Annotated in this window: 24 protein-coding genes; 14 read left to right on the top strand and 10 right to left on the bottom strand. The window is 47.4% G+C overall.

Features of this window, described 5'->3' with window-relative positions:
• Positions 1-12 precede the first annotated feature (12 nt).
• Both OKS35_RS11910 and OKS35_RS11905 read left to right on the top strand, forming a co-directional pair.
• A complete protein-coding gene (locus tag OKS35_RS11910) occupies positions 13-1,155 on the top strand; it encodes a YcjF family protein (protein WP_074035126.1) in 1,143 nt (380 codons plus the stop codon).
• A 48-nt stretch (positions 1,156-1,203) separates the two neighbouring features.
• Positions 1,204-2,166, top strand: coding sequence for a 2-hydroxyacid dehydrogenase (locus OKS35_RS11905; RefSeq protein ID WP_264093141.1), 963 nt, complete (start codon positions 1,204-1,206; stop codon positions 2,164-2,166).
• Between the two features lie 41 nt (positions 2,167-2,207).
• Here the strand turns inward: OKS35_RS11905 and OKS35_RS11900 are convergent, their stop codons facing one another.
• The 4 genes from OKS35_RS11900 to OKS35_RS11885 all read right to left on the bottom strand — a co-directional run bounded on the left by OKS35_RS11900 (position 2,208) and on the right by OKS35_RS11885 (position 4,771).
• On the bottom strand, positions 2,208-2,813 hold the full coding sequence (locus tag OKS35_RS11900) for a general stress protein (protein ID WP_264093140.1): 606 nt from the start codon (positions 2,811-2,813) through the stop codon (positions 2,208-2,210).
• A gap of 12 nt (positions 2,814-2,825) precedes the next feature.
• Positions 2,826-3,341 (bottom strand): general stress protein, encoded by a 516-nt coding sequence (locus OKS35_RS11895; RefSeq protein ID WP_078146037.1) that lies wholly within the window; start codon positions 3,339-3,341, stop codon positions 2,826-2,828.
• Positions 3,342-3,452: 111 nt separating this feature from the next.
• Positions 3,453-4,313 (bottom strand): hypothetical protein, encoded by an 861-nt coding sequence (locus OKS35_RS11890; protein ID WP_078146038.1) that lies wholly within the window; start codon positions 4,311-4,313, stop codon positions 3,453-3,455.
• A gap of 44 nt (positions 4,314-4,357) precedes the next feature.
• Positions 4,358-4,771, bottom strand: a complete 414-nt coding sequence (locus OKS35_RS11885; RefSeq protein WP_015880332.1) for a methylglyoxal synthase — start codon at positions 4,769-4,771, stop codon at positions 4,358-4,360.
• 224 nt (positions 4,772-4,995) lie between these two features.
• On the opposite strand from OKS35_RS11885, the gene OKS35_RS11880 reads away from it, so the two are divergent.
• Positions 4,996-6,747 carry a mechanosensitive ion channel gene (locus OKS35_RS11880; RefSeq protein WP_264093139.1) on the top strand — a complete coding sequence of 584 codons (1,752 nt, stop codon included), beginning with the start codon at positions 4,996-4,998 and terminating at the stop codon, positions 6,745-6,747.
• A gap of 103 nt (positions 6,748-6,850) precedes the next feature.
• Entirely contained in the window at positions 6,851-8,329 is a 1,479-nt protein-coding gene (locus OKS35_RS11875; protein WP_264093138.1) for an HD-GYP domain-containing protein, read from the top strand.
• A 34-nt stretch (positions 8,330-8,363) separates the two neighbouring features.
• On the opposite strand, the gene OKS35_RS11870 is transcribed toward OKS35_RS11875, so the two are convergent.
• Positions 8,364-8,663, bottom strand: a complete 300-nt coding sequence (locus OKS35_RS11870) for an AzlD domain-containing protein (RefSeq protein WP_264093137.1) — start codon at positions 8,661-8,663, stop codon at positions 8,364-8,366.
• Positions 8,660-9,391, bottom strand: a complete 732-nt coding sequence (locus OKS35_RS11865; protein ID WP_264093136.1) for an AzlC family ABC transporter permease — start codon at positions 9,389-9,391, stop codon at positions 8,660-8,662. Before OKS35_RS11865 ends, OKS35_RS11870 begins: the two co-directional genes overlap by 4 nt.
• Positions 9,392-9,505: 114 nt before the next feature.
• Between OKS35_RS11865 and OKS35_RS11860 the strand changes: the two genes are divergently transcribed.
• The gene (locus OKS35_RS11860; RefSeq protein ID WP_074035110.1) at positions 9,506-10,207 is read left to right on the top strand and encodes a CBS domain-containing protein; all 702 of its coding nucleotides are present in this window, start codon (positions 9,506-9,508) and stop codon (positions 10,205-10,207) included.
• Here OKS35_RS11860 and OKS35_RS11855 read toward each other — a convergent pair.
• On the bottom strand, positions 10,187-10,525 hold the full coding sequence (locus OKS35_RS11855) for an antibiotic biosynthesis monooxygenase (protein WP_074035108.1): 339 nt from the start codon (positions 10,523-10,525) through the stop codon (positions 10,187-10,189). The genes OKS35_RS11860 and OKS35_RS11855 overlap by 21 nt on opposite strands.
• A gap of 76 nt (positions 10,526-10,601) precedes the next feature.
• Positions 10,602-11,441, bottom strand: a complete 840-nt coding sequence (locus OKS35_RS11850; RefSeq protein ID WP_264093135.1) for a M15 family metallopeptidase — start codon at positions 11,439-11,441, stop codon at positions 10,602-10,604.
• 174 nt (positions 11,442-11,615) lie between these two features.
• Between OKS35_RS11850 and OKS35_RS11845 the strand changes: the two genes are divergently transcribed.
• Together OKS35_RS11845 and OKS35_RS11840 are read left to right on the top strand one after the other, a co-directional pair.
• Positions 11,616-11,834 carry a hypothetical protein gene (locus OKS35_RS11845; RefSeq protein ID WP_074035105.1) on the top strand — a complete coding sequence of 73 codons (219 nt, stop codon included), beginning with the start codon at positions 11,616-11,618 and terminating at the stop codon, positions 11,832-11,834.
• Between the two features lie 55 nt (positions 11,835-11,889).
• Positions 11,890-12,357 (top strand): hypothetical protein, encoded by a 468-nt coding sequence (locus tag OKS35_RS11840; RefSeq protein WP_074035104.1) that lies wholly within the window; start codon positions 11,890-11,892, stop codon positions 12,355-12,357.
• Positions 12,358-12,374: 17 nt separating this feature from the next.
• Here OKS35_RS11840 and OKS35_RS11835 read toward each other — a convergent pair whose 3' ends face one another.
• Positions 12,375-13,478 carry a glycerol dehydrogenase gene (locus tag OKS35_RS11835; protein WP_214784423.1) on the bottom strand — a complete coding sequence of 368 codons (1,104 nt, stop codon included), beginning with the start codon at positions 13,476-13,478 and terminating at the stop codon, positions 12,375-12,377.
• A 374-nt stretch (positions 13,479-13,852) separates the two neighbouring features.
• Here OKS35_RS11835 and OKS35_RS11830 point away from each other — a divergent pair, with 374 nt between their 5' ends.
• The 5 genes from OKS35_RS11830 to OKS35_RS11810 all read left to right on the top strand — a co-directional run bounded on the left by OKS35_RS11830 (position 13,853) and on the right by OKS35_RS11810 (position 17,642).
• Positions 13,853-14,512, top strand: coding sequence for a type 1 glutamine amidotransferase domain-containing protein (locus tag OKS35_RS11830; protein WP_214784420.1), 660 nt, complete (start codon positions 13,853-13,855; stop codon positions 14,510-14,512).
• Between the two features lie 110 nt (positions 14,513-14,622).
• Positions 14,623-15,048, top strand: a complete 426-nt coding sequence (locus OKS35_RS11825; RefSeq protein ID WP_015880345.1) for a DMT family transporter — start codon at positions 14,623-14,625, stop codon at positions 15,046-15,048.
• Positions 15,049-15,062: 14 nt separating this feature from the next.
• Complete coding sequence (locus OKS35_RS11820) at positions 15,063-15,737, top strand: Crp/Fnr family transcriptional regulator (protein ID WP_074035100.1); 675 nt, start codon at positions 15,063-15,065, stop codon at positions 15,735-15,737.
• Positions 15,738-15,748: 11 nt separating this feature from the next.
• Positions 15,749-16,222 carry a DMT family transporter gene (locus tag OKS35_RS11815; protein ID WP_214685023.1) on the top strand — a complete coding sequence of 158 codons (474 nt, stop codon included), beginning with the start codon at positions 15,749-15,751 and terminating at the stop codon, positions 16,220-16,222.
• A 91-nt stretch (positions 16,223-16,313) separates the two neighbouring features.
• Complete coding sequence (locus OKS35_RS11810; RefSeq protein ID WP_214731294.1) at positions 16,314-17,642, top strand: hemolysin family protein; 1,329 nt, start codon at positions 16,314-16,316, stop codon at positions 17,640-17,642.
• Positions 17,643-17,651: 9 nt separating this feature from the next.
• Here the strand turns inward: OKS35_RS11810 and OKS35_RS11805 are convergent, their stop codons facing one another.
• Positions 17,652-18,836 carry an amidohydrolase gene (locus OKS35_RS11805; RefSeq protein WP_214784417.1) on the bottom strand — a complete coding sequence of 395 codons (1,185 nt, stop codon included), beginning with the start codon at positions 18,834-18,836 and terminating at the stop codon, positions 17,652-17,654.
• Between the two features lie 128 nt (positions 18,837-18,964).
• Here OKS35_RS11805 and OKS35_RS11800 point away from each other — a divergent pair, with 128 nt between their 5' ends.
• Positions 18,965-19,513 (top strand): LemA family protein, encoded by a 549-nt coding sequence (locus tag OKS35_RS11800; protein WP_214784414.1) that lies wholly within the window; start codon positions 18,965-18,967, stop codon positions 19,511-19,513.
• A gap of 18 nt (positions 19,514-19,531) precedes the next feature.
• Complete coding sequence (gene htpX / locus OKS35_RS11795; RefSeq protein WP_214685027.1) at positions 19,532-20,416, top strand: zinc metalloprotease HtpX; 885 nt, start codon at positions 19,532-19,534, stop codon at positions 20,414-20,416.
• Positions 20,417-20,577 lie beyond the last annotated feature (161 nt).

Raw genomic sequence — 20,577 nt, 5'->3', positions numbered from 1 at the left:
GGGGAAACGTAAATGGAATCGACGAAACGATTTGATTTTAAAGATTATGATTTAAAGGCAGAGCTCGAGCGACTACGGGGCAATGTCAAAAAACCAAACATCCTCATCGCGGGAGCAACGGGAGCAGGAAAGAGTTCTGTTGTGAACTACGTGTTTGGACGTGATTTGACGAAAGTAGCAGCCGGGGAACCGGTCACAAGAGGAATTCATCAATATACGAGTGATGATATCGCAGTCACCTTGTTCGACAGCGAAGGATATGAGATCGGGAGTGCGCGGCAACAACATTACGAAGAGGAAGTCATCGGGTTTGTGGAGAACGCAAAGCGGCAAGAGGCATCCAAACGAATTCATCTCGTCTGGTATACCATCAACGCTGCGACAAAGCGTGTCACACCACTCGACAAGGCCTTGATTCGCCGTCTACGTGAATCGACCGCTGTCGCTGTCCTATTCACACAAATCGATCAAGTCGATTTAGAGGAACTGACGGCATTACGGAATGAACTGAATGGAATCCTTCCGGAAGAAGCGATCTTCCAAGTCAGCATTTCTTCGGAAATATTGAACGATGAAGCGTTGCGTCAATATGTGGATTGGGAACGACTGATTGCGTGGTCGGTTGAACAGCTAGATGCTTCCTTGCAGGAAGGGCTCTTGATGGAGATTCATGCAGAGAGTGAAGCGATGCTCAAGCTAAAGCGTAAAAAGGCGAATCGAATCATCTCTGGCTATGTCGCGAGCGCAGGAACGGCTGCTGCGGTTCCGCTCCCGTTTGCTGATGCCGTGGCATTGACGCCGATTCAGGTGACGATGAGCGTCCATCTATTTCGCTATTGGGGTGTCAAAGCGAGTGATGATTTGTTGAAGACGCTCATTGGAAGTACCATCATTCCACAAATCGGTCGCACGTTATCGAAAACGATCTTATTGAACGTCATGAAGTTTTTCCCGGGAGCGAACGCAGCGGCCGGTGTCATCAATGCGACCGTCGCATCAGGGATCACGTGGGCCATCGGACTCGCAATTAACGAAATCGCTTATCGTAATGCTATGGATTCATCGAAAACGATTGAACAGTTGTTAAATCAAGAGTTCGGATCGCTATTTGAACAGTTTTTGAAGCAAAAACCGAAGGCGGATCAACCCTCTTAACGCCTCCCATTTGTTAGACTACAAGTAAGTGTAGAGAGGGGGAGAAAAATGAAAAAACGAATCTATATTACGCGTCGCTTGCCAGAAGAGGCAGTCGAACCGCTTCGCGATCAATACGATGTGCGCATGTGGAAGCATGAAGGGGAAAGTGTGCCGCGAGAGGTTCTTTTAGAAGAAGCGTCATCTGCGCATGCGCTCTGGACCATGCTCAGCGACACGATTGACCGTGAAGTGTTTGAGCGTGCCACACATTTAGAGGTCGTCTCCAATTTGGCGGTCGGATATAACAATATCGATTTGAACGCAGCGAAAGAGAATGGCGTCATCGTCACCAACACACCCGATGTCTTGACGGAAACGACAGCAGATTTGACGTTTGGTCTCATGATGATGACGGCACGACGTCTCGGAGAGGCGGAACGTGACTTGCGCGCCGGGGAGTGGAAGTCCTGGCTGCCGATAGGCTACGTCGGGATGGACCTTTATCAAGCGAAATTGGGTATCATCGGAATGGGGCGAATCGGTGAAGCGGTCGCACGTCGGGCAAGAGGATTTGACATGGAAGTTCTATACCATAACCGGACACGGCGACATGAGTCGGAGTCGATGTATGGCTTCACCTATGCGGAACTCGATGAACTATTGACACAATCCGATTTCGTCGTCGTTCTCGCACCGCTCACGGACGAGACACGGGGAATGCTCGGGGCTAAAGAGTTTGCCAAGATGAAGGAAACATCCATTTTCATCAATGTGGCTCGTGGAGAAATCATCGATGAAAAAGCGCTATATGAAGCACTTAAAGCGAGGAAGATTTGGGGAGCGGGATTAGACGTATTCACAAAAGAACCAATCGACCTCGGTCATCCATTATTGACGCTTCCGAACGTGACGACATTACCGCATATCGGGAGTGCAACGATTCGGACACGTCTGGCGATGATGGCATTGAATCGAGATGCCATCACAAATGTGCTCGAAGGGAAAGAACCGAAGAATCGTTTGACGTAAGAAGAGCCTGACGCGGGTGCGTCAGGCTCTTTGTTACTATGTTAGAAACGTCGGATATTATCCGGATCTTCTACGTCATTTCGATAAGCACGATCATCGAGACCACGTAGTTTTTCCTCGCGATCTGGATTCTTCGTTTCTTTATCCAGTTTATCTTGCTCCGGGTCTACGGGATGGCTTGGGTCGACGGTCTGAGCCTCACGATAAGGTTTTGAGTCGATTTCCAATCCATCGTCAGTATGACTACCGAGATGAGTCGATGATGCGTCTTGATATGGTTTCGAATCGACTGTCACCCCGTCTTGATGACGAAGTTCAAAGTCTTCATCCACATAAACGAGGATTTTCCCGGCTTCTACATCGTCATAGTGACGTTTTACTTCCTCTTCGCTCAGTCCCATGTTGCGTAGACCAGCGTGCACGTCTTCATGACCGCTGAGGAACGCCCGAACCTTATCGAACCAGCTCGCTTGATGGGTCGCTTCCGTATGAACATCTGTATCACGTCTCAAAATCGAAACGTTGTCTTCATGTTTTGTGACGACATAAATGTGTGAGTCTTCATAACCTTTCGCTCGCAACTCCTCGATTTTCCCAAGTGCTGCATCCTGCGTGTCGTGCATGCTGATAAATCGTTTCTCATTCATAGTCGTTCCTCCTTATAATCGGCGATGATCTTCTAATCCAGAATGACCGCGTACAATCGGATCATCCTTTGTACCACGTGGATTCTCGTCGTGATCGTTAAATGGTTTCGCGTCAAAGGCGATCCCATCCGCTTTTTCCCCTTTATCATGATCGAGCTCACTGTCTTTTTTATACATGTTCGGATAGCGGTCGTACGAGTGTCGATCGATGTAGAGTAAAATTTGTCCTTCATCGATTGCATCATAATACTGTTCCGCTTCGGCATCGTTTAGCCCCATATTCCGTAACTCATCACGAATGCGGTCACTTCCGTGTAGGAATGCTTTGACACGGTCAAGCCAATTGACGTCACGGATACCGGACTCGGCATTTACATCCGTGTGATCACGTAACGCAGAAATTTCCCCGTCCCGCTTGGCGACAACATGCATATTTTTTTCAGCTTCCCCTGCAGCTTTCAGCTCTTCCACTTTGTGCATGACTTCCTGTTCTGTCTGGAACAGGCCAATCATTTTTCGTTCTGACATCGAATACCCCCTTTAGAATTTCCAATCTAAAACAAGCGTCACAATAGGAGTAATTTCCGTTCTCGCCATAATCGAAACAAAAAACGCCATCTCCTAAGAGGAGTGGCGTGGTTAGTAATAAAGCATGAGCGTATCGTCTCCGAGAGAACAACGTGTACTCTTCCAGACGAACTCGATTAATGTCCAGATGGCCATAAAGCCACTGATCGCCATTAAAATGAGCGCGTAGAGTGGGGTCAACTGAATGATGAATGACCAACCAATTGTCATTAAGAGCGGTTGAATCAGAAAGATAGACATGATGTAGACGACAACGATGAGCAAGGCGAACGCAATACGCCGACCGAGCGTCTGGATGTAATGTCGAAAACGGGTCAATATGCCGAAGATAGCACCGGTCACGAGGACGGGTAACAGGAAGGCCAGATAATCAATTGGATACGTCGACATGGGGGCGGTGAATAGTCGACCGCTAAAGACATCGTCAATCACGAGCAGTAAGTTGGCGTAGGCAAATGCCAAAATCATACCTAGTAGCCAGCCGAAGCGGTTCCAAATCGTACGAGACGATTTGAGTGCTTCAATCTTTGTGTAGGCGAGGAAGGCAAGGTCGCGCACTTCGATTTCTTTTAACGAAAGCTTGGCTTCGTCCAATTGATTGACGGCCCAATCGAATTCCCGGTTTGCCTGCGCTTTTTCATGAGGTTTTAATTCATCCGAGGCATCAATCAACACGTGATAGCGTCGACGATATTCTTCATTTGTTTCGGGTTGTTCAATGAGGAAACGAGCGTATTCCTGAGGATCTTGGTTTAAAAGACTTTCGAGCGACTGACCACTTTTCTCTGCATGCCGGATATATCCAGCAAGTGCGAGTAGATGGCGATCCGCTTCTGCCTCATTTCCAAGTAGTTCGATGAGGCGCTGGCGCACGTCGTTAAAGAACTGTTGGACGTTCGGGTCGTGAATCATATTCGGTTCCAGGGAGATTCCTCTCCTTTCTCGGTTTGTCATGGTCAAGCCGGAGGTTCGTCGTTATGAGAAAGTTTAAGTGACTCGAAATCACCTTGCTCGATACTTCGAATCAAAATTTCGCTTCCACCCATGTTCGTCGAAAGTGGGATGGAGTAGACGTCACAAAGACGCATCAATGCGCTCACATCCGGTTCGTGAGGTTGAGCAGTTAATGGATCTCTGAAAAAGATGATCATATCCATCTCCCCACGTGCGACGGCAGCACCGATTTCTTGGTCCCCACCAAGCGGTCCTGATCGGAAGCAATGAACAGGTAAGCCGGTCGCCTCCGCAATCCGCTTACCCGTTGTACCGGTCGCAAACAACTGATGTTTCTTTAGAATATGCGCGTACGTTTTAATGAGGACGATTAAATCATCTTTCTTCTTGTCGTGAGCCACTAGAGCGATATTCATCCTAAATTCCTCCTAACATGACGTCTCTTGTTATTCGTATCATATTTGACTTCATTTGGCACGATTTCTCTCTTAAACTAACGTACCCATTTCCAATGAATCGTAATAGTCATGTAAACGAATTGACTTACAGTTCAGGTTTGATGATTTTGAAATATAGGTATGTAATAAATAGCATTGCAGTTTGGCATCATTCTATTTATTCACAAAAGGAGGAAGATTCGATGAACAATACAACGTATAACTTCAATACGTTCATGTCATGGTTACCAGAGCTTTTGCTGGCGATTGTTATTCTCGTAGTCGGTTATATCTTGGCGAAAGTATTGGAAAACGTGACACGTAAAGCATTGAAGAAAGCACGACTCGATGAGCGGGTGGGTATTAAAAAAGATGGGGAGAAAGGAGAGAAGTGGACGCCTGAACGCATTATTGGAAAAGTGGTGTTCTTTGGCGTATTACTCCTCGCATTCCTGATTATCTTTGAATTCATGAACATTCCAGCCATTACGCAGCCATTCAGTCAGATTTATGAAGGATTCTCTGGATTGATCATCGGTGTCATCAAAGCCGGCTTGATTTTACTCGTTGCCTGGGTCATCGCTACCCTGTTAAAAAAAGGGATTCAAATGGCGGGACATCGTTTGAATTTGAGCAAGTTGATGGAAAAAACGGGGCAAGAGTCGACAAGCGTCAACCAAACGAAATGGGTCGACACGGTCGCGAACATCGTCTTCTATCTCGTGCTCTTATTGGCATTACCGGCTGTACTTGACGCCCTTGGACTTCGTGGGGTCAGCGGACCATTCGAAGATTTATTGAACAGTTTCCTCGGGTTCATTCCGAAACTTGTCGCAGCAGCGCTCATTTTCGCAATCGGGTATGTGGTGGCGAAGATTGTTCGCGACATTTTGACGAAATTCCTCGAAGCTGCAGGACTAGATCGCTTGGCAGAGCGATTCCATCTATCTGATTACGTGAAAGGATCGAGTCTTGCGAAGGCAATCGGTACAATCGTCTTCATCTTCATCATGATTCCGGTGACGATTTCGGCGCTTGAGGCGCTCGATATTCGAGGGATCTCGGAACCGGCGATTGCGATGCTCAATGATGTCCTTGTCATGATTCCAGACATTCTCGTTGCAATCGTCCTCGTCCTCGTCGGGGTGTTCGTTGCAAAATGGTTGAAAGGGGTCGTTGTATCACTTCTTGAAAATCTTGGCGTCAACTCGTTGGCTCAAAAAATGGGCTTCGGGGAACGTGCGTCTTCGATGTCAATTGCCCAAGTGGTCGGTGTCATTGTCCAAGTAATCGTGATCTTACTCTTCGTATCCGAAGCGCTTCAAGTCGCGAATCTTGAGTTCATGGCATCCCTCGCGACAGCCATCTTTGCTTACTTGCCGATGGTCATTGCAGCACTCATCATCTTGGCAGTCGGATTCTGGTTGGCGAACATGGCAGAGCGTTTAGTTGGAAGTGTACTTGTTGATGGAGCTGGACAACCGAGTGCGCTTCGCTACGTAGCGAAGTATGCGATTCTCGGACTCGTCTTCTTCATGGCAATTAGTCAGCTCGGCATCGCACCGATGATTGTCAATACAGCATTCCTTCTTATTCTTGGAGCTGTTGCCCTTGCCTTCGGTCTTGCTTTCGGTCTTGGTGGTCGCGAGACGGCTGCACGTTATTTGAAAAAGGCAGAGCGACGCATTGATGAAACGGAAGTTTCAAAAGAAGGTCTCGAGCAGGAGAAAGAACAGATGAGCCGCGAAGCGGAAGCTGCAAAACAACAAGCGAAGCAAGGCGTGGAGCAGTCGAAACATGAAGCGGAACAATCGAAACACGAGTTGAAGCGAGATGTTCAAAATCCAAAAGTTGACCATGTTGATGGACCGGAACCGAATCCGTTCCATGAAAACATCACTCCGGATCAGGACAATCGATCACTTGATGATAACGATGGTCCGTTACGCCCATAATCGATGCTTGAACGGGTCTCCTACAAGGAGATCCGTTTTTTTGTGTTCAACTCAAGCATAAATCTGGTCGATAGTAAAAGAAAAGAGTGTAGGGGTGAGGGGAATGTTTGAACGTTTTCAACGGACGCTCGTGATGAACTATATCATCGGCTCAGGTTTGGCCGTCTTTGGAGTAGGTGGTGTCTTTATTTTTCAAACGCTTGACCTGTCCATTCGAGAGATTTTACTACTGTTAGGCATCATGTTGGGGTCAGGGATAGTTATGATTTTCTCAGAACTACTCTTATACCGTCGCCACATTCGACCGATACGACAGCTTTTTATGATCGAATCCCCATCGATTGACGAATTGACGTCGGCATTCGAACAAGCGAGTCGATTCCCGATTTTAACGGTGCAACGGATTTTAGGTCCTCATTTGTTTGGATTATCCATCCCGTCAATTGGTTTAACCGCCGTTTTTATTCAGATGGGGTGGATTGACTTACCTTATCGTTTGATCGGCTTGGCTGCAATCGGGGCCGTCATGATTGCGGTACTACATGCCTTAATTGAATATTTTTTGACGGTTCGATCGGTTGAGCCATTACTTGTATACATGAAAGAAAGGCATCTCGAACTTTATCATCTGCCTATTCATGCAACGTATCGATCATTTAGTGTCCGAACTAAATTATTGATCAGTATGCTCATTACGGGTATCTTTCCCATCATGTTGTTCATGTTGGCGTCGAGTGTCCAATTGTCGACTTCGACTCGAACGGATACGTATTGGAATTGGGCGCTCGTGATTCTTGTCATCATCGTCGGAATTGCGGTGTTATGCAGTTTCTTACTCTATGACAACATCAAACGTCCGATTGGATTTTTGACGTCCGGCATCGAACAGATGGAGTCGGGACAACTTCAGAAAATCGAGAATCCGTACTTAGATGAGTTCGCCCAACTGATTGGGGGATTCAATCAAATGGTTGAGACGGTAACTGCTCGTGAACAAGAAAACGCACAGCTGTTAGACAGCCTCTTCATTTTATTCGCAGCAACGCTCGATGCACGTGATCCCTACACAGCAGGTCATTCGGAGCGTGTCGCGATGTATTCCGTTGAGCTTGCTCGCGCCATTGGCTTACCGCATGCACAAGTCGATTTACTCAACAAGTCGGCACTTCTACATGACATCGGGAAAATTGGAATTCGAGATGACGTCCTACTAAAAGAAGGGAAGCTGACAGACGAAGAGTTTTCAAAAATTCAAGAACATCCGACCATTGGCATCCATATTTTGAGTCAAATTCATTTACCTGCATCGCTTCAACCGATTTTAGCCGGAGTTCGATCGCACCACGAACGAATCGATGGGAAAGGATACCCGGACCGCTTACATGCGGTCGACATTCCGTTATTCGGAAGAATCATGGCGATTGCCGATGCTTATGATGCCATGACATCAGATCGACCCTATCGGTCAGGGATGCCAGTGGAAAAGGCACTTTCTATTTTAGAGAACGGTCGTGGAACACAATGGGACGCGGAATTTGTGGACGTATTCGTCCAGCTTCGTCGTCAGGCCATATCAGCATAAGAAAAGGAGCAGCACCTCGTGTGCCGCTCCTTTGTCATATAGTTTGAAAGGCATATACTCCGAATACAGCTCCAATGACAACAATGACGAGGTTGACCCGGAGTAGCGCAAGCGTTGTAGCAACCACTCCTCCGAATAAGGCGGACGAGGTAGTGGTCGTGGAGGAGAGGACCCCAGGAAAAATCAAACTAGCTAATACCGCATACGGGATGAAGGAAAGAAATCGTTTCATATATGCCGGTAACGCCAATTCTTTTAGCCAGAGTAGCGGGATGAGGCGAGGGAGGTACGTGACCAGTGCCAATCCTAGAACGAGTAGAAACAACGATATCATGTGACCTCTTCCTCCTTAAATACGAAAGCACCGATTCCGGCTGCGACAACGGTCGCGACGATGATTCGAATCCCATCTGAGATTGAGAAGAACGGGGTGATGACCCAATGGAGTATGGCTTGAATAATGATAGCTAAGCTTGCTACGACGAAGACAGGACGAGTCGTTAATGATGGAACGAGTAACCCGATGAACATCGCATATAGCGCAATCCCCATACTCGCCTGTAATGTGCTTGGAAGACCGAAGGCGAGGAAGACCCCCATCCACGCCCCGACATTCCAAGCAAGAAATGCGATTGTATTCAACCCGAGCACGAACATACCGGAACGGGCCTCTTGACGAGTAGAGGCGATGCTGAACGTTTCGTCGGTCACACCAAACGCGATGGTAGCCAATAGTCTTCGAGATGTACTCTCAATCCGTTGGGATAGTGAGGCGGACATTAAAAAATGGCGAGAGTTTAGAATGAACGTCGTCAAAATGATTTCCCAATACATCGAACCGGCCATCAGAAGTTGTACCGTAATGAACTGACTTGCCCCGGCAAAGATCAAAAAGGACATCGATAATGTGATAGCATTCGGCAAGTTGAAAGATTGTGCCAAAAGACCGAAGGCAATCGCAATCGGGATATATCCGATGGCGACGGGAATGCCGGCGCGTAGTCCTGCGCGAAACGTGGGTTGCGGTGAAGTTGGTGATGTGGGATGAATCGAAGTCGCCATGATAGCCCTCCTCCATAATTAAGATGATTTCTATGTCATTCGGGATGAATAAACGGTTTCCTGCTCAAATGATAAAAAAGAGGGTATACATGTATCGTTAAGGAGGGTGATCACATGAGTCGTGCTGAAGAATTTTTGGCATCCTATCATCGAATCGAGGACTACTTGAGTCGAGAGATGGGAGATGGGCAACATTTCAGTTTTAGTAACATGGTGAATCGGTTAGCGAAACAAAATCCAATCATCGACCGGTATAAAGAAGATTTACATCAGATGAGTCAACTACGAAATGCCATCGTCCATGAGCGGCGTGAACCTGATTTTATTATCGCGGAGCCACACGAGTCGCTTGTTGCATTGATTTTAGAAGTAGAGCGAGAGCTCCTTCATCCACGTCTCGTCATTCCATTGTTTGCGAAATCGGTGGTGACGTTTCAGTCGGAAGATTTTTTGACGGAAGTACTCCGCGAGATTCGAGATAAAAATTATTCGCAATTCCCTGTATATCATGACAATGGGTCTTGGCGCGGACTGTTGACGAAAAAAGGAGTGACCAGTTGGCTAGCCGAAACAATCGACGGGCCCAACTTGTCACTCAAAGGAGTTCGGGTGAAGCACGTGCTCCACCACGATCCGCATATGCACCGGTATCGATTCATTCGAAAGGATGCGACCGTAATCGAGGCACAGCACTGCTTTACGCAAATGAAAGAGGGCGCACGATATGACGCCCTTCTGATTACAGAGACCGGAAATCCGGATGAACCGCTACTCGGCATCATCCGTCCTCAAGATTTATTGAACGCGCTCCGTTGAGGCGAGATGTTCAATGGCGACCTCATATTGGGTAACGGTGTTGCCGAGGACGATTGGTTTCACTTCTGAAGTCCCGTCATCACGTTTCTTATGGGCGTGCTTATAAGCATTGCTGTCGCGCCAGTTCTCAAAGCTGTCTGCATCACGCCACGTGGTCATGATGACGACATGATCCATCGCCTCATCAGACGTATCCGTCAACACTTGCATACGGACAAAGCCATCCATCGCTTCGATTCCTTTTGTCGTTTCGAAGCGTGCTTTGACCGCGTCGGCCTTTCCTTTTTCAACGTCTAGTTTGTTCATCACAATCCACATCCCACATTTCCCCCTATACGAATAAGATGACTCCATTATAACGTGAACAGGGAAATGCCTGAAAAAGGATGCTCACTCAACGTTTGCTCCACCATTCTTCGAACGCCCAGTTCTTCTGCTTCATCATCGTCGCTTCAGTGACACCGACATAACGCAAATGCCAAGGTTCGTAATTGTATCCCGTGATTTTCTCTTTTCCTTTTGGATAGCGGACGATAAATCCATAGAGATGGGCGTTTTGAAGCATCCATTTCCCTTCAAGCGATCGGTCGAAGGATTCATATAGGCCTAGACGCATGCGTTGACTCGTCATATCAACGGCGAGACCCGTTTGATGTTCACTATGACCGGGACGTGCCACATATTTTGAAGCATATGCGACCCCACGTGTGTTGACGTAATAGGCATAGAGTGACTTTTGTGTCGAGTAAGATCGGTAGGCGCTAAGGGCGTATAACGTATGACCTTGCTTCCGACCGGCGTAATATAGTTTAGCCAAAGCGTATGCTGCTTCCGCTGTCATCAAGGTCCGTTCACTCCCTTTTTGATAAACAGTTGGAATGGTTAATGTGACAAGTTGTGGGGAACGGTAAGTGGACGGGAGTGCATTCGCCTTGTTGACTAGTCGTAAACGGTCTGCAGAAGGCATTTTAGGGATGCCGGCTTTCAAGTTGGTAGAGGGAGTGAAGTACTTCGTATTTCCGATATAGACGTTCGACCAGCTCCGGTTATAGGTCGTGTAGCGGACCGGGACGTTCGTTCGTAGCGTCTTAAGAATTGGAGAAGATTGCATGGCACGACCGTACAAATACGTCGTTTTAATCGTATAACCTGGTTGTGGGGACGAGGATGCCGCTGTCACCGGCGACACTTGAAACAACAGCAAACAAACGATCAAGATACGCAAGGACTTCATGGCAAAATGCCTCCTCGAGAGTTAGATGATGTTCCTTTTCCCGTTTTCTTGATAGATTGTGCATCTTTTATCCATCTTTAGGTCGGAAGAGGATACGGCTTGGGCCCGATGAAGGTGAGCAAGAAATCCATTACAATTAAAATAACGAATGAGATCGTAGAGAGGAGTGAGCGAATGGAAGCTTTAGTCGGTTTACCACTTTTATTGCTCGTCCTATTCTTTGCCTTTTTGTATTTTAATATCAAAGGGCTATCGAATATGTGGAAGGACTATAATCGAACGAAATCGATGATTCCGCTTGGTTTTTTCATCGTCGGGATTATCGGGATTTTCACAGGAGTGTGGACGTGGCTCGTCATTTTGATTTATTACGTCGTCCGACCGAAAGAATAAACACTGTATGCAGACGCATACAGTGTTTTTGCTATACTGAGGACGAGGTGTTGAGATGGAGAAATTGATAAAAGCATGGTTTATCGTGACGTTGATCACGTTTGGAATCTTTAAGCTCGGTGAAGTGCTGACGACCCCTTACTCGGAAACACCGGGTGAAGGGAATCTATACTGGATTGTTCTCTTGATTGGATGGCCGTTTCTTTTATTGTTTATTTGGATCACCATTCGTTTGACATATCGAGTCGTCTCTTCTGTGCGACCGTTTGGAAAGGTCAGTTTAGCGATCGGAAGTTTCGTCATGGCCGGTATAGCTTGGATGACTAACCAATCACAGGCGACGTCTCTTCGAGAAGGAATTCGTTTATCAGCCAATGAGTCGTACGCAGAAGGATGGAACCAGTTCACGAATATCATCTATATGAACCAGCTGACGTTCTTCCTTTTGACGGTCAGTTGTATGGGAGTAGGAATTCTCTCATCATTCTTCCTGAACAAAAAACAGCGAGACGAAGCCGTGTGAGCTTCCTCTCGCTGTTTTTATAGGTGTTCTTTATAAAGACGTGCATAGCGATCCGCAGCGATGATGGCGTCAGCAACTTCTTCAGGTGTAACATCGAAACCGCTATGAATCGTTTCGCCATCTGCCGTGGCCGCTTTCCCGACCTTCAAGATATCGTCTCGAGATGCATCTTTCAATTTGATATCTTCAAGTGTGACCGGTAAGTCGAGTGCCACATAAAAGGCAACATACTGCTCGAACTCTTCTTGAGGGCGTCCTTCGAGTGCGAGTTGCACGAGTGTTCCAAATGCAACTTTTTCACCGTGCGTCAAATGGTGGATGTCTCCTTCAAGTGCGGTGAATCCATTGTGAATGGCATGGGCTGCAGCCAAGCCACCACTTTCAAAGCCGAGCCCGCTCAATAAGGTGTTGGCTTCCACAACAGCTTCAAGCGCAGGTGTGACGACTTTTGCTTTCACAGCTTCATACGCTTGAATCCCATATGTGAATAGAACCTCTTCACACCGTTCGGCAATCGCCTCCGCTGCAAGTGTCGGGACACCGCCAGCCATCGTCTTGCCTCCGAATGCCAGGACACTTCGCACTTCCACCCATGTGGCCAATGCATCGGCAATACCTGACGCTAAGAAGCGTGGCGGTGCTTGTGCAATCAATTCCGTATCCACAAGGACGAGATCCGGATTCTTTTTATAGAAACGGTAGCTTTCGAAATTGCCTTCATCTGTATATATGACCGACAATGCGCTCGTCGGTGCATCCGTAGAGGCGATGGTCGGTACAATGACGATACGCGCATCCAATTCATCTGCGACCGCTTTTGCTGTATCGAGCGTTTTCCCACCGCCGAGACCGATAACAAACGCTGTTTCATGCTTCTTAGCGTCTGTAGCGATTCGAGTGATTTCGTGCTTCGACGCTTCTCCGATGAAATCAGCTTTCGTCGCCTTGAGCTGGCTCGCTTGCAGAGACTGGGTCACCCGTTCGCCGATCAACTCCCATACGACGTCATCCGCGATGAGTAAAGCGTTGGAACCGAAGTGAGCGACAAACTCTCCGATGCGATCAATCGTTTGTTTCCCTTGCACATACTTGGCCGGACTGATGAAAATGCGTTCTGACATAGTGAACTCCATCCTTTCATATCAGGTTTGGTGTAAGTGCTTACAAGGCAATCATACTACAACTGGTAAAGAATATACGTGAAGATTACATGAAGAACGGCAGCTGACCAAGCACAAGCAATAGGATGATGATGGCGACGACAATGAGAAATCCCCAGTCGTTCATTCGTTTCGTCATAGCACACGTCTCCTTCATGGGTTGGAATTGCAATTCTTCCTCAGTATAGAGGGTGGTAAGAAAAAGGGAGGATGAATAAATAACCAGGTTAAAAAAAGTTACGCCTTGTCATGAGCGGACAGGTCATCAGGTTTAACAGATGATGAATCGGGAACACTAGAGTCGTATGTTGATTTTCTTGAAGGAGGAATTGAGTATGTCGAAACATGTACTGATTGTCACAACGTCAGCAAATCAATTATCAAATGGTCATGCAACGGGATTATGGCTTGAAGAGTTTGCCGTCCCTTATTTATTGTTCGAAAAAGAAGGGTATAAAGTGACGGTCGCGAGTATCGAAGGTGGAGACGTGCCAATCGATGCGAATAGTTTAGAAGATGGTTTGTCAGAAGACATTCTCAACACACAGGAATTGCTTAAAGACACAGCCCGTCTCGATCAAGTCGCAGACGAGTCGTACGATGCAATCTTCTTACCGGGAGGTCACGGGACAGTTGTTGATTTCCCAGAAAATGAAACGTTACAACGTGTCATTCGCAATGTATACGAGAGTGGAAATATTGTCGGGGCAGTTTGCCACGGACCAATTGGATTGGTCAATGTGAAACTCAGCAACGATGAGCCACTCGTTAAAGATAAACAGGTGACAGGGTTCACCGATGCGGAAGAAAAAGAGATGCAACTCGATTCTGCCGTACCGTTCTTACTTGAAACAGGACTACGCAATCAAGGCGGGCAGTTCAAGGGAGCTGACAACTGGGCGGTGAATGTGGCGGTTGACGAACGTCTCGTCACGGGTCAGAATCCTCAGTCTTCTGAAGCGGTCGGGAAAGAACTTGTTAAGTTACTCGGATAATCGTGTGAAGCAACTTCGAATGTCGAAGTTGCTTTTTTGTTTTTTGGACATATGTCCTATTCAAGTCATCTCTCTTTTCGTAAAGTCAGACGAAGAGAAAGGGGAATGACATGGGAATTTTATTTGCCATCTTATCAGGGACGTTCATCGCCCTTCAAGGAATCTTTAATGCAAAACTAGGAGATGCGGTAGGCGCATGGATGTCCGTCACCATCGTTCATTTTGTCGGACTTCTGTTAGCACTCGCGATTTACTTCTTCAAGCGGGATGCGGACATGACAGCCTTCAAACGTGTGCCTTGGTATTATAGTTTAGGAGGATTGTTCGGGGTATTCGTTGTCTTCGGCGAATTGACGGCGATTCAACAACTCGGGGTCACATGGGCAATTTGTGTATTGCTTGTGGCACAATTAGTAGGAGCCTTCATCATCGATTTGAATGGTTGGTTTGGTGTCAAACGGAAACCGATGAACACGGGACAGGTCATGGGACTCGTCTTGATGGTTGTTGGAATCGGAATCTATACATTTTCTTAAGGAGTTCACTTTACATGATGGATATTATGGATGCACTGAAACGATTGCAGTGGAATCATCTGTTTTCGAATGAAACGCTTGAGTCTTCGTCCGTGGTGACATATGCGTCTGGGACCATGTTATGTTCGAACGATCAGCACATCGAATCTTTATTCGTCGTCCTTGAAGGGCGTGTCAAAATTTATACGCTCAGTGAAGAAGGGAAATTGCGATTGTTGCGTCTGAAGGCTGCTCCAACATTGATTGGAGATATCGAATATGCGAGCGGGCGCAATGTATTGCATACGGTTGAAGCGGTCGGTCCCGTGACGTGTCTGCGCATCCCTTTCGAGGCGCTTCGACGATATAATCGAACGGTCGAATTCACGGAGCATCTGTTACGAGGCGTGTCCGAAAAATTATTCATCGAGGCAAACGCCTCGTCGAATCATCTCATGTCGACTCTCGAAGAGCGGTTGGCCGGTTACTTGATCTCACTCAGTGAATCTGGGAATGAACTGTTTCAAGCGGAGATGAGTCAACTGAAACGGAAAGAAGTCGCAGAGTGGCTAGGGACGAGTTATCGTCACTTGAACCGAACGTTGCAGGCATTCGTGGATGAAGGATTGGTCAAACGAACGAGAAAAGAAGTCATCATTTTAAATAGTGAACGATTGAAAGAACGTGCGAACGGCATGTTTTATGAGTAAGGAGGAGTTATATGATTTTTGGTATCATCTGTTCGGCTGTGGCTGGGGCGTTTATTAGCGTACAGGCGGCGGTCAACGCGAAAATGAATACAAATTTAGGGGCTTGGGCCACCACCGTATTGGTCTTTATCGTTGGTTTGGTCGGATCCATCATCCCGTTAGTATTATTTGGAGGAAATCTTGCTGGATTACGTGACTTGTCGCCAATCTATTGGCTCGGTGGTTTATTTGGTGTCGGTGTCGTGTACTGTGTCATGCGCAGCATCCAGTTACTCGGACCCACATTGTCTGTGTCACTCATTCTCGTGTCACAACTCATTTGGGCGTTAGTCGTCGATTTATATGGCGCCTTCGGGATGCCTCAAATCACGTTATCGGCCGGACAAATTGTAGGGCTCACCATCCTTCTTGTCGGGGTCATTCTCTTTAAACAGTCTCAGACGGCGGCTATCGCCAAACAAGCTGTCAACGAAGCCACTTCTTGAGGAGTGGCTATTTTTCTGAGCAAAACGGGTACAGGTTGGTAACGATTTTTTGATAAAATGAAGCAGTATGCTTTAAAAATTAGCTGAGGTGATGAAAAAAGTGGATTCTTCCATAGTGATTGATTTGTTGATTGTTTTGTTTTTGATTGTGTTGAACGGGATTTTTGCGATGACAGAAATTGCGCTCATCTCATCGAAACCTGCAAAACTTGAGGTTGAAGCAAATCGAGGAAAACGAAGTGCCAAGATTGCGCTTCATTATTCGAAAGACCCGACAGATTTGTTGTCGACCGTTCAAGTCGGAATCACATTGATTGGGATTATTAACGGGGCATACGGGGGCGCACGCTTCTCGGCACCGCTCGCATCGGCATTTGAACAAGCCGGAATGAGTACGCAGTATGCCGGAACCGTTGCTTATGTGGCCGTCGTTACGATTATTACGTATCTGTCGCTCATCATTGGTGAATTGGTCCCGAAACGGATTGCGCTCGTCTCGCCTGAAAAAGTAACGATGGCAATCATTCCGTCGCTCGATTTATTCAGTAAAGTGATGAAACCGTTCATTTGGATTTTATCGAAATCGACACTCTTTTTGTTCAAATTGTTAGGGTTGAAGGCGGAACAGACGAGTGGGGAGACTGAGCTCGAGATCAAACAACTCTTGTTTGAAGGCGCCCAGCAAGGACAGTTCGCTCATGAAGAAGTTCGACAAGTCGAACGGGTCTTTGCGTTTCATGATCAATTGATTTATGAGCTCATGCAACCACGGACGACGCTCGAATGGGTCGACTTAGAAGATGACATGGACGATATTAAGAAATCGATTTATGAAAGTAAACATAACAAGTTACCGGTCGGGCGCGACTCGCTTGACGACTTTGTCGGGTACATCGATGTACGTGACATCTTGACGTTGCCGACACTGCGTGAGCAGTCACAGATTTTGAAGCGCATCAAACAGCCGCTCATCGTTCCAAAACAACGAGAGGCGAGCCAAGTGCTTCAAATGATGCAGAAAAATGGTGTGGAAATCGCCTTTGTTTTAGATGAATACGGCGGATTCCTTGGTATGGTCACCTTGTTCGATATTTTGGAAGAAATCGTCGGAGAGGTGATGATTGAAGAGGATACACCAGAAGTGGTTCGTCGCGAGGACGGATCGTATTTGGCGGATGGGTTACTCGGAATAGAGGATTTGAAGCGAACGTTCGAGATTCGGGATGACCGATTCGACGAAGGGCGCAACTCCTATCATACGCTCGCAGGACTCGTCATTTACGCACTTGGTGATTTTCCGAAACGGGGCGATGTGGTCGAAGCGTACGGTCTTCGCTTTGAAGTCGTGGATATGGACGGAAAGCGTGTCGACCAAGTGCTTGTTTCAGAATTAAAAGAACCAATTACTGAAGAGGACTGATGCGATGCATCAGCCCTCTTTTTCGTGTACCATCCACGTTCGTTGTAAAGCTCCTAACAAGACTTGGGCTGTGTGCAACATCGCTCGTTCATCCACGTCGAAGCGGGGATGATGATGCGGAAAGATTGCGGAGAGCTCGGGATTTCCTGCTCCTGTGAAGAAAAAGCTACCAGGAACGTGCTCGACATAATAAGCGAAATCTTCCCCGACCATAAGTGGTGCCATCTCAATGACACCGTCTGCACCAACGACCTCCACCGCACTCTCACGGACGAGTTCCGTTTCGGTCACATGATTCACGACAGCAGGATATCCTTTTATATACTCCAATTCATAATCAGCATCGCTCGCTTCACAGACGGAACGAATGATCCGCTCCATATCGGAGATGATTTTTTTTTGCGTCTCCCGAGTGAATGTACGCACGGTACCGGATAATTTGGCTTCTTCGGCAATGACGTTGAATGCTTGTCCGGAGTGGAGCGTACCGATGGTCAGCACGGCAGGTTCGAGCGGATCGATTCGCCGACTGACGACCTGTTGGAGATGATTCGCCACGTTCACGGCAACCATGAGGGCATCGACTGTATGTTGCGGAATCGCGCCATGTCCACCTTTTCCTGTAATGATCAATTCAAAGCGATCTGCCGCAGCCATGATAGGACCTGTTTTCACGCCAATCGTTCCGAACGGAAGTGGTGTCCAAATGTGCGCACCGTATATATAATCCACGTTGTCGAGACAGCCGTCTTCAATCATCGGTTTGGCACCACCCGGAGCCAATTCTTCTGCGAACTGGTGAATCAACACGACGTCTCCTGGAAGGCTCATCTCAGTCAATACTTTCGCTAAAACGAGAAGTGTCGCCGTGTGGGCATCGTGACCACACGCATGCATGACCCCGTTCACTTTTGAACGATACGGGACATCTTTCACATCTTGGATGGGAAGGGCGTCAAAATCGGCACGTAATGCGATGGTCGGACCGTCACCGCCTTTGATTCGACCGACGACCCCATTGCCGCCAACGTGCTCACGTACTTCAATCCCAAGTTCACGGAGATACGAGGCAATCATCTTTGGTGTTTCGACTTCTTGAAAAGACAGTTCAGGATATTGGTGAAAATGGCGTCTTAGGGATACCATTTCTTCGAACAACTCGGTCAAACGTACTTCGGCATGCGTGACGATCATTGCGAACACTCCTTTGTGGTTACCGTGTCAAGAAATGAATTCATTTACAAATTGTTATGAAAGTTAAGCTTATCTTATACGAGTAAAGGGAATTAATACAGGAGAAAATGAAGAAATGAGGTGCCAACATGGGGTGGATTATTGCGATTGTAGCGGTTGTCGTGCTCGTACTCATCTATTTTTCGATGTACAACGGGCTCGTCAAGTATCGAAATTGGGTCGATGAGGCGTGGGCTCAAATCGATGTGCAGTTGAAGCGGCGGTATGATCTGATTCCGAACTTGGTCGAGACGGTGAAAGGCTACGCGAAACACGAGCAAGAAACGCTTGCGAAGGTCGTCGAACTGAGAAACCAGCTCGGAGAAAAGTCGAATCGTCAGGACCAGATGGCAGTGAACGATCAATTGAGTGGAGCACTGAAAAATCTCTTCGCGCTTCGTGAGGCGTACCCGGATTTGAAAGCGAACGAGAACTTCAAGATGTTGCAGGAAGAATTGACACAGACGGAAAATAAGGTCGCGTATTCGCGTCAACTCTATAACAATACGGTCATGAAATATAACACGAAAATCGAATCGGTCCCGATGAACATCATCGCCTCCGTCCATCATTTTGAAAAGCGCGATATGCTCGAGGCACGTGCCGAAGAGCGCGAGAACGTTCGCGTCTCATTTTGATGAATCGAGGTGGCGCGTATGCTCCTCTATGAACAGATTCGAAAGAATAAAGTGAAGACGGTCTTCATCGTCACAGGGTTTGTCCTATTCGTTCTTCTCGTCGGAGCGGCCATTTCCTACGTCAACTATGGAGACGCGATTCCGGGGTTAATCTTCACACCGATTTTCTCGTTGTTTTATGTGGGAATCGTCGTCATGTCGAGTACGAACATCGTCATGAAGATGAATCGGGCACAAGAGGTGACATCGGTGGAAGAGCACCGCTTTCTATGGCATACGGTCGAAAACATGGCGATGGTCGCGCGAGTGCCGATGCCGCGCATCTTTATCATCAACGACCCATCGCCAAACGCATTTGCGACGGGATTGAAGCCAGAAAAGGCGGCTGTCGCCGTCACGACGGGACTGTTGGATCGATTATCGCGAGAAGAAGTAGAAGGGGTGATCGCGCATGAGGTCGCGCATATTAAGAATTATGATGTGCGGCTCTCGACGGTCACGCTCGCACTTGTTTCGGTGATTGCCATCATGAGCGATATCGGGTCGCGCATGCTGTTCTTTAGAAGTATCGGTGGAAGACGCGATCAAAACCAGAATCCCATCCTTTTGATCATCGGGCTCGTCTTGTTGGTGTTGGCACCGCTCATCGCGATGCTCATCAATATGGCGATTTCACGGAATCGTGAGTTTTTGGCAGATGCGAGTGGGGCGGAACTGACCCGCAACCCGGATGCTCTCGCCTCAGCGCTTGAGAAGATTGCGAACGTCGAGACCCCGGTCGAGCAAGCGTCGAGTGCCTCGGCACCACTTTACTTCTCCGATCCACTCAAGAAAAAAGTGAGTGGTCTATTCTCAACACATCCCGATCCGGTCGAACGCATTTCCCGACTTCGTCAAATGTAGTCAGAGCCTGTCCGGTTGCGGCAGGCTCTTTATGTTACACTGAACTGGGAAAATAAGGGGGATGGATGAGTTGAATAAAAAGATATACATAGGTTTAGGCGGCGCTTTACTAGTCGCATTATTTTTATTTGGGCTAGGGCCATATATTGTACATACAGTAC

The sequence above is a fragment of the Exiguobacterium sp. N5 genome, assembly GCF_025842465.1.
Classification (GTDB): Bacteria; Bacillota; Bacilli; order Exiguobacteriales; family Exiguobacteriaceae; genus Exiguobacterium; species Exiguobacterium profundum.
This window is presented reverse-complemented; position numbering and strand designations above follow the sequence as displayed.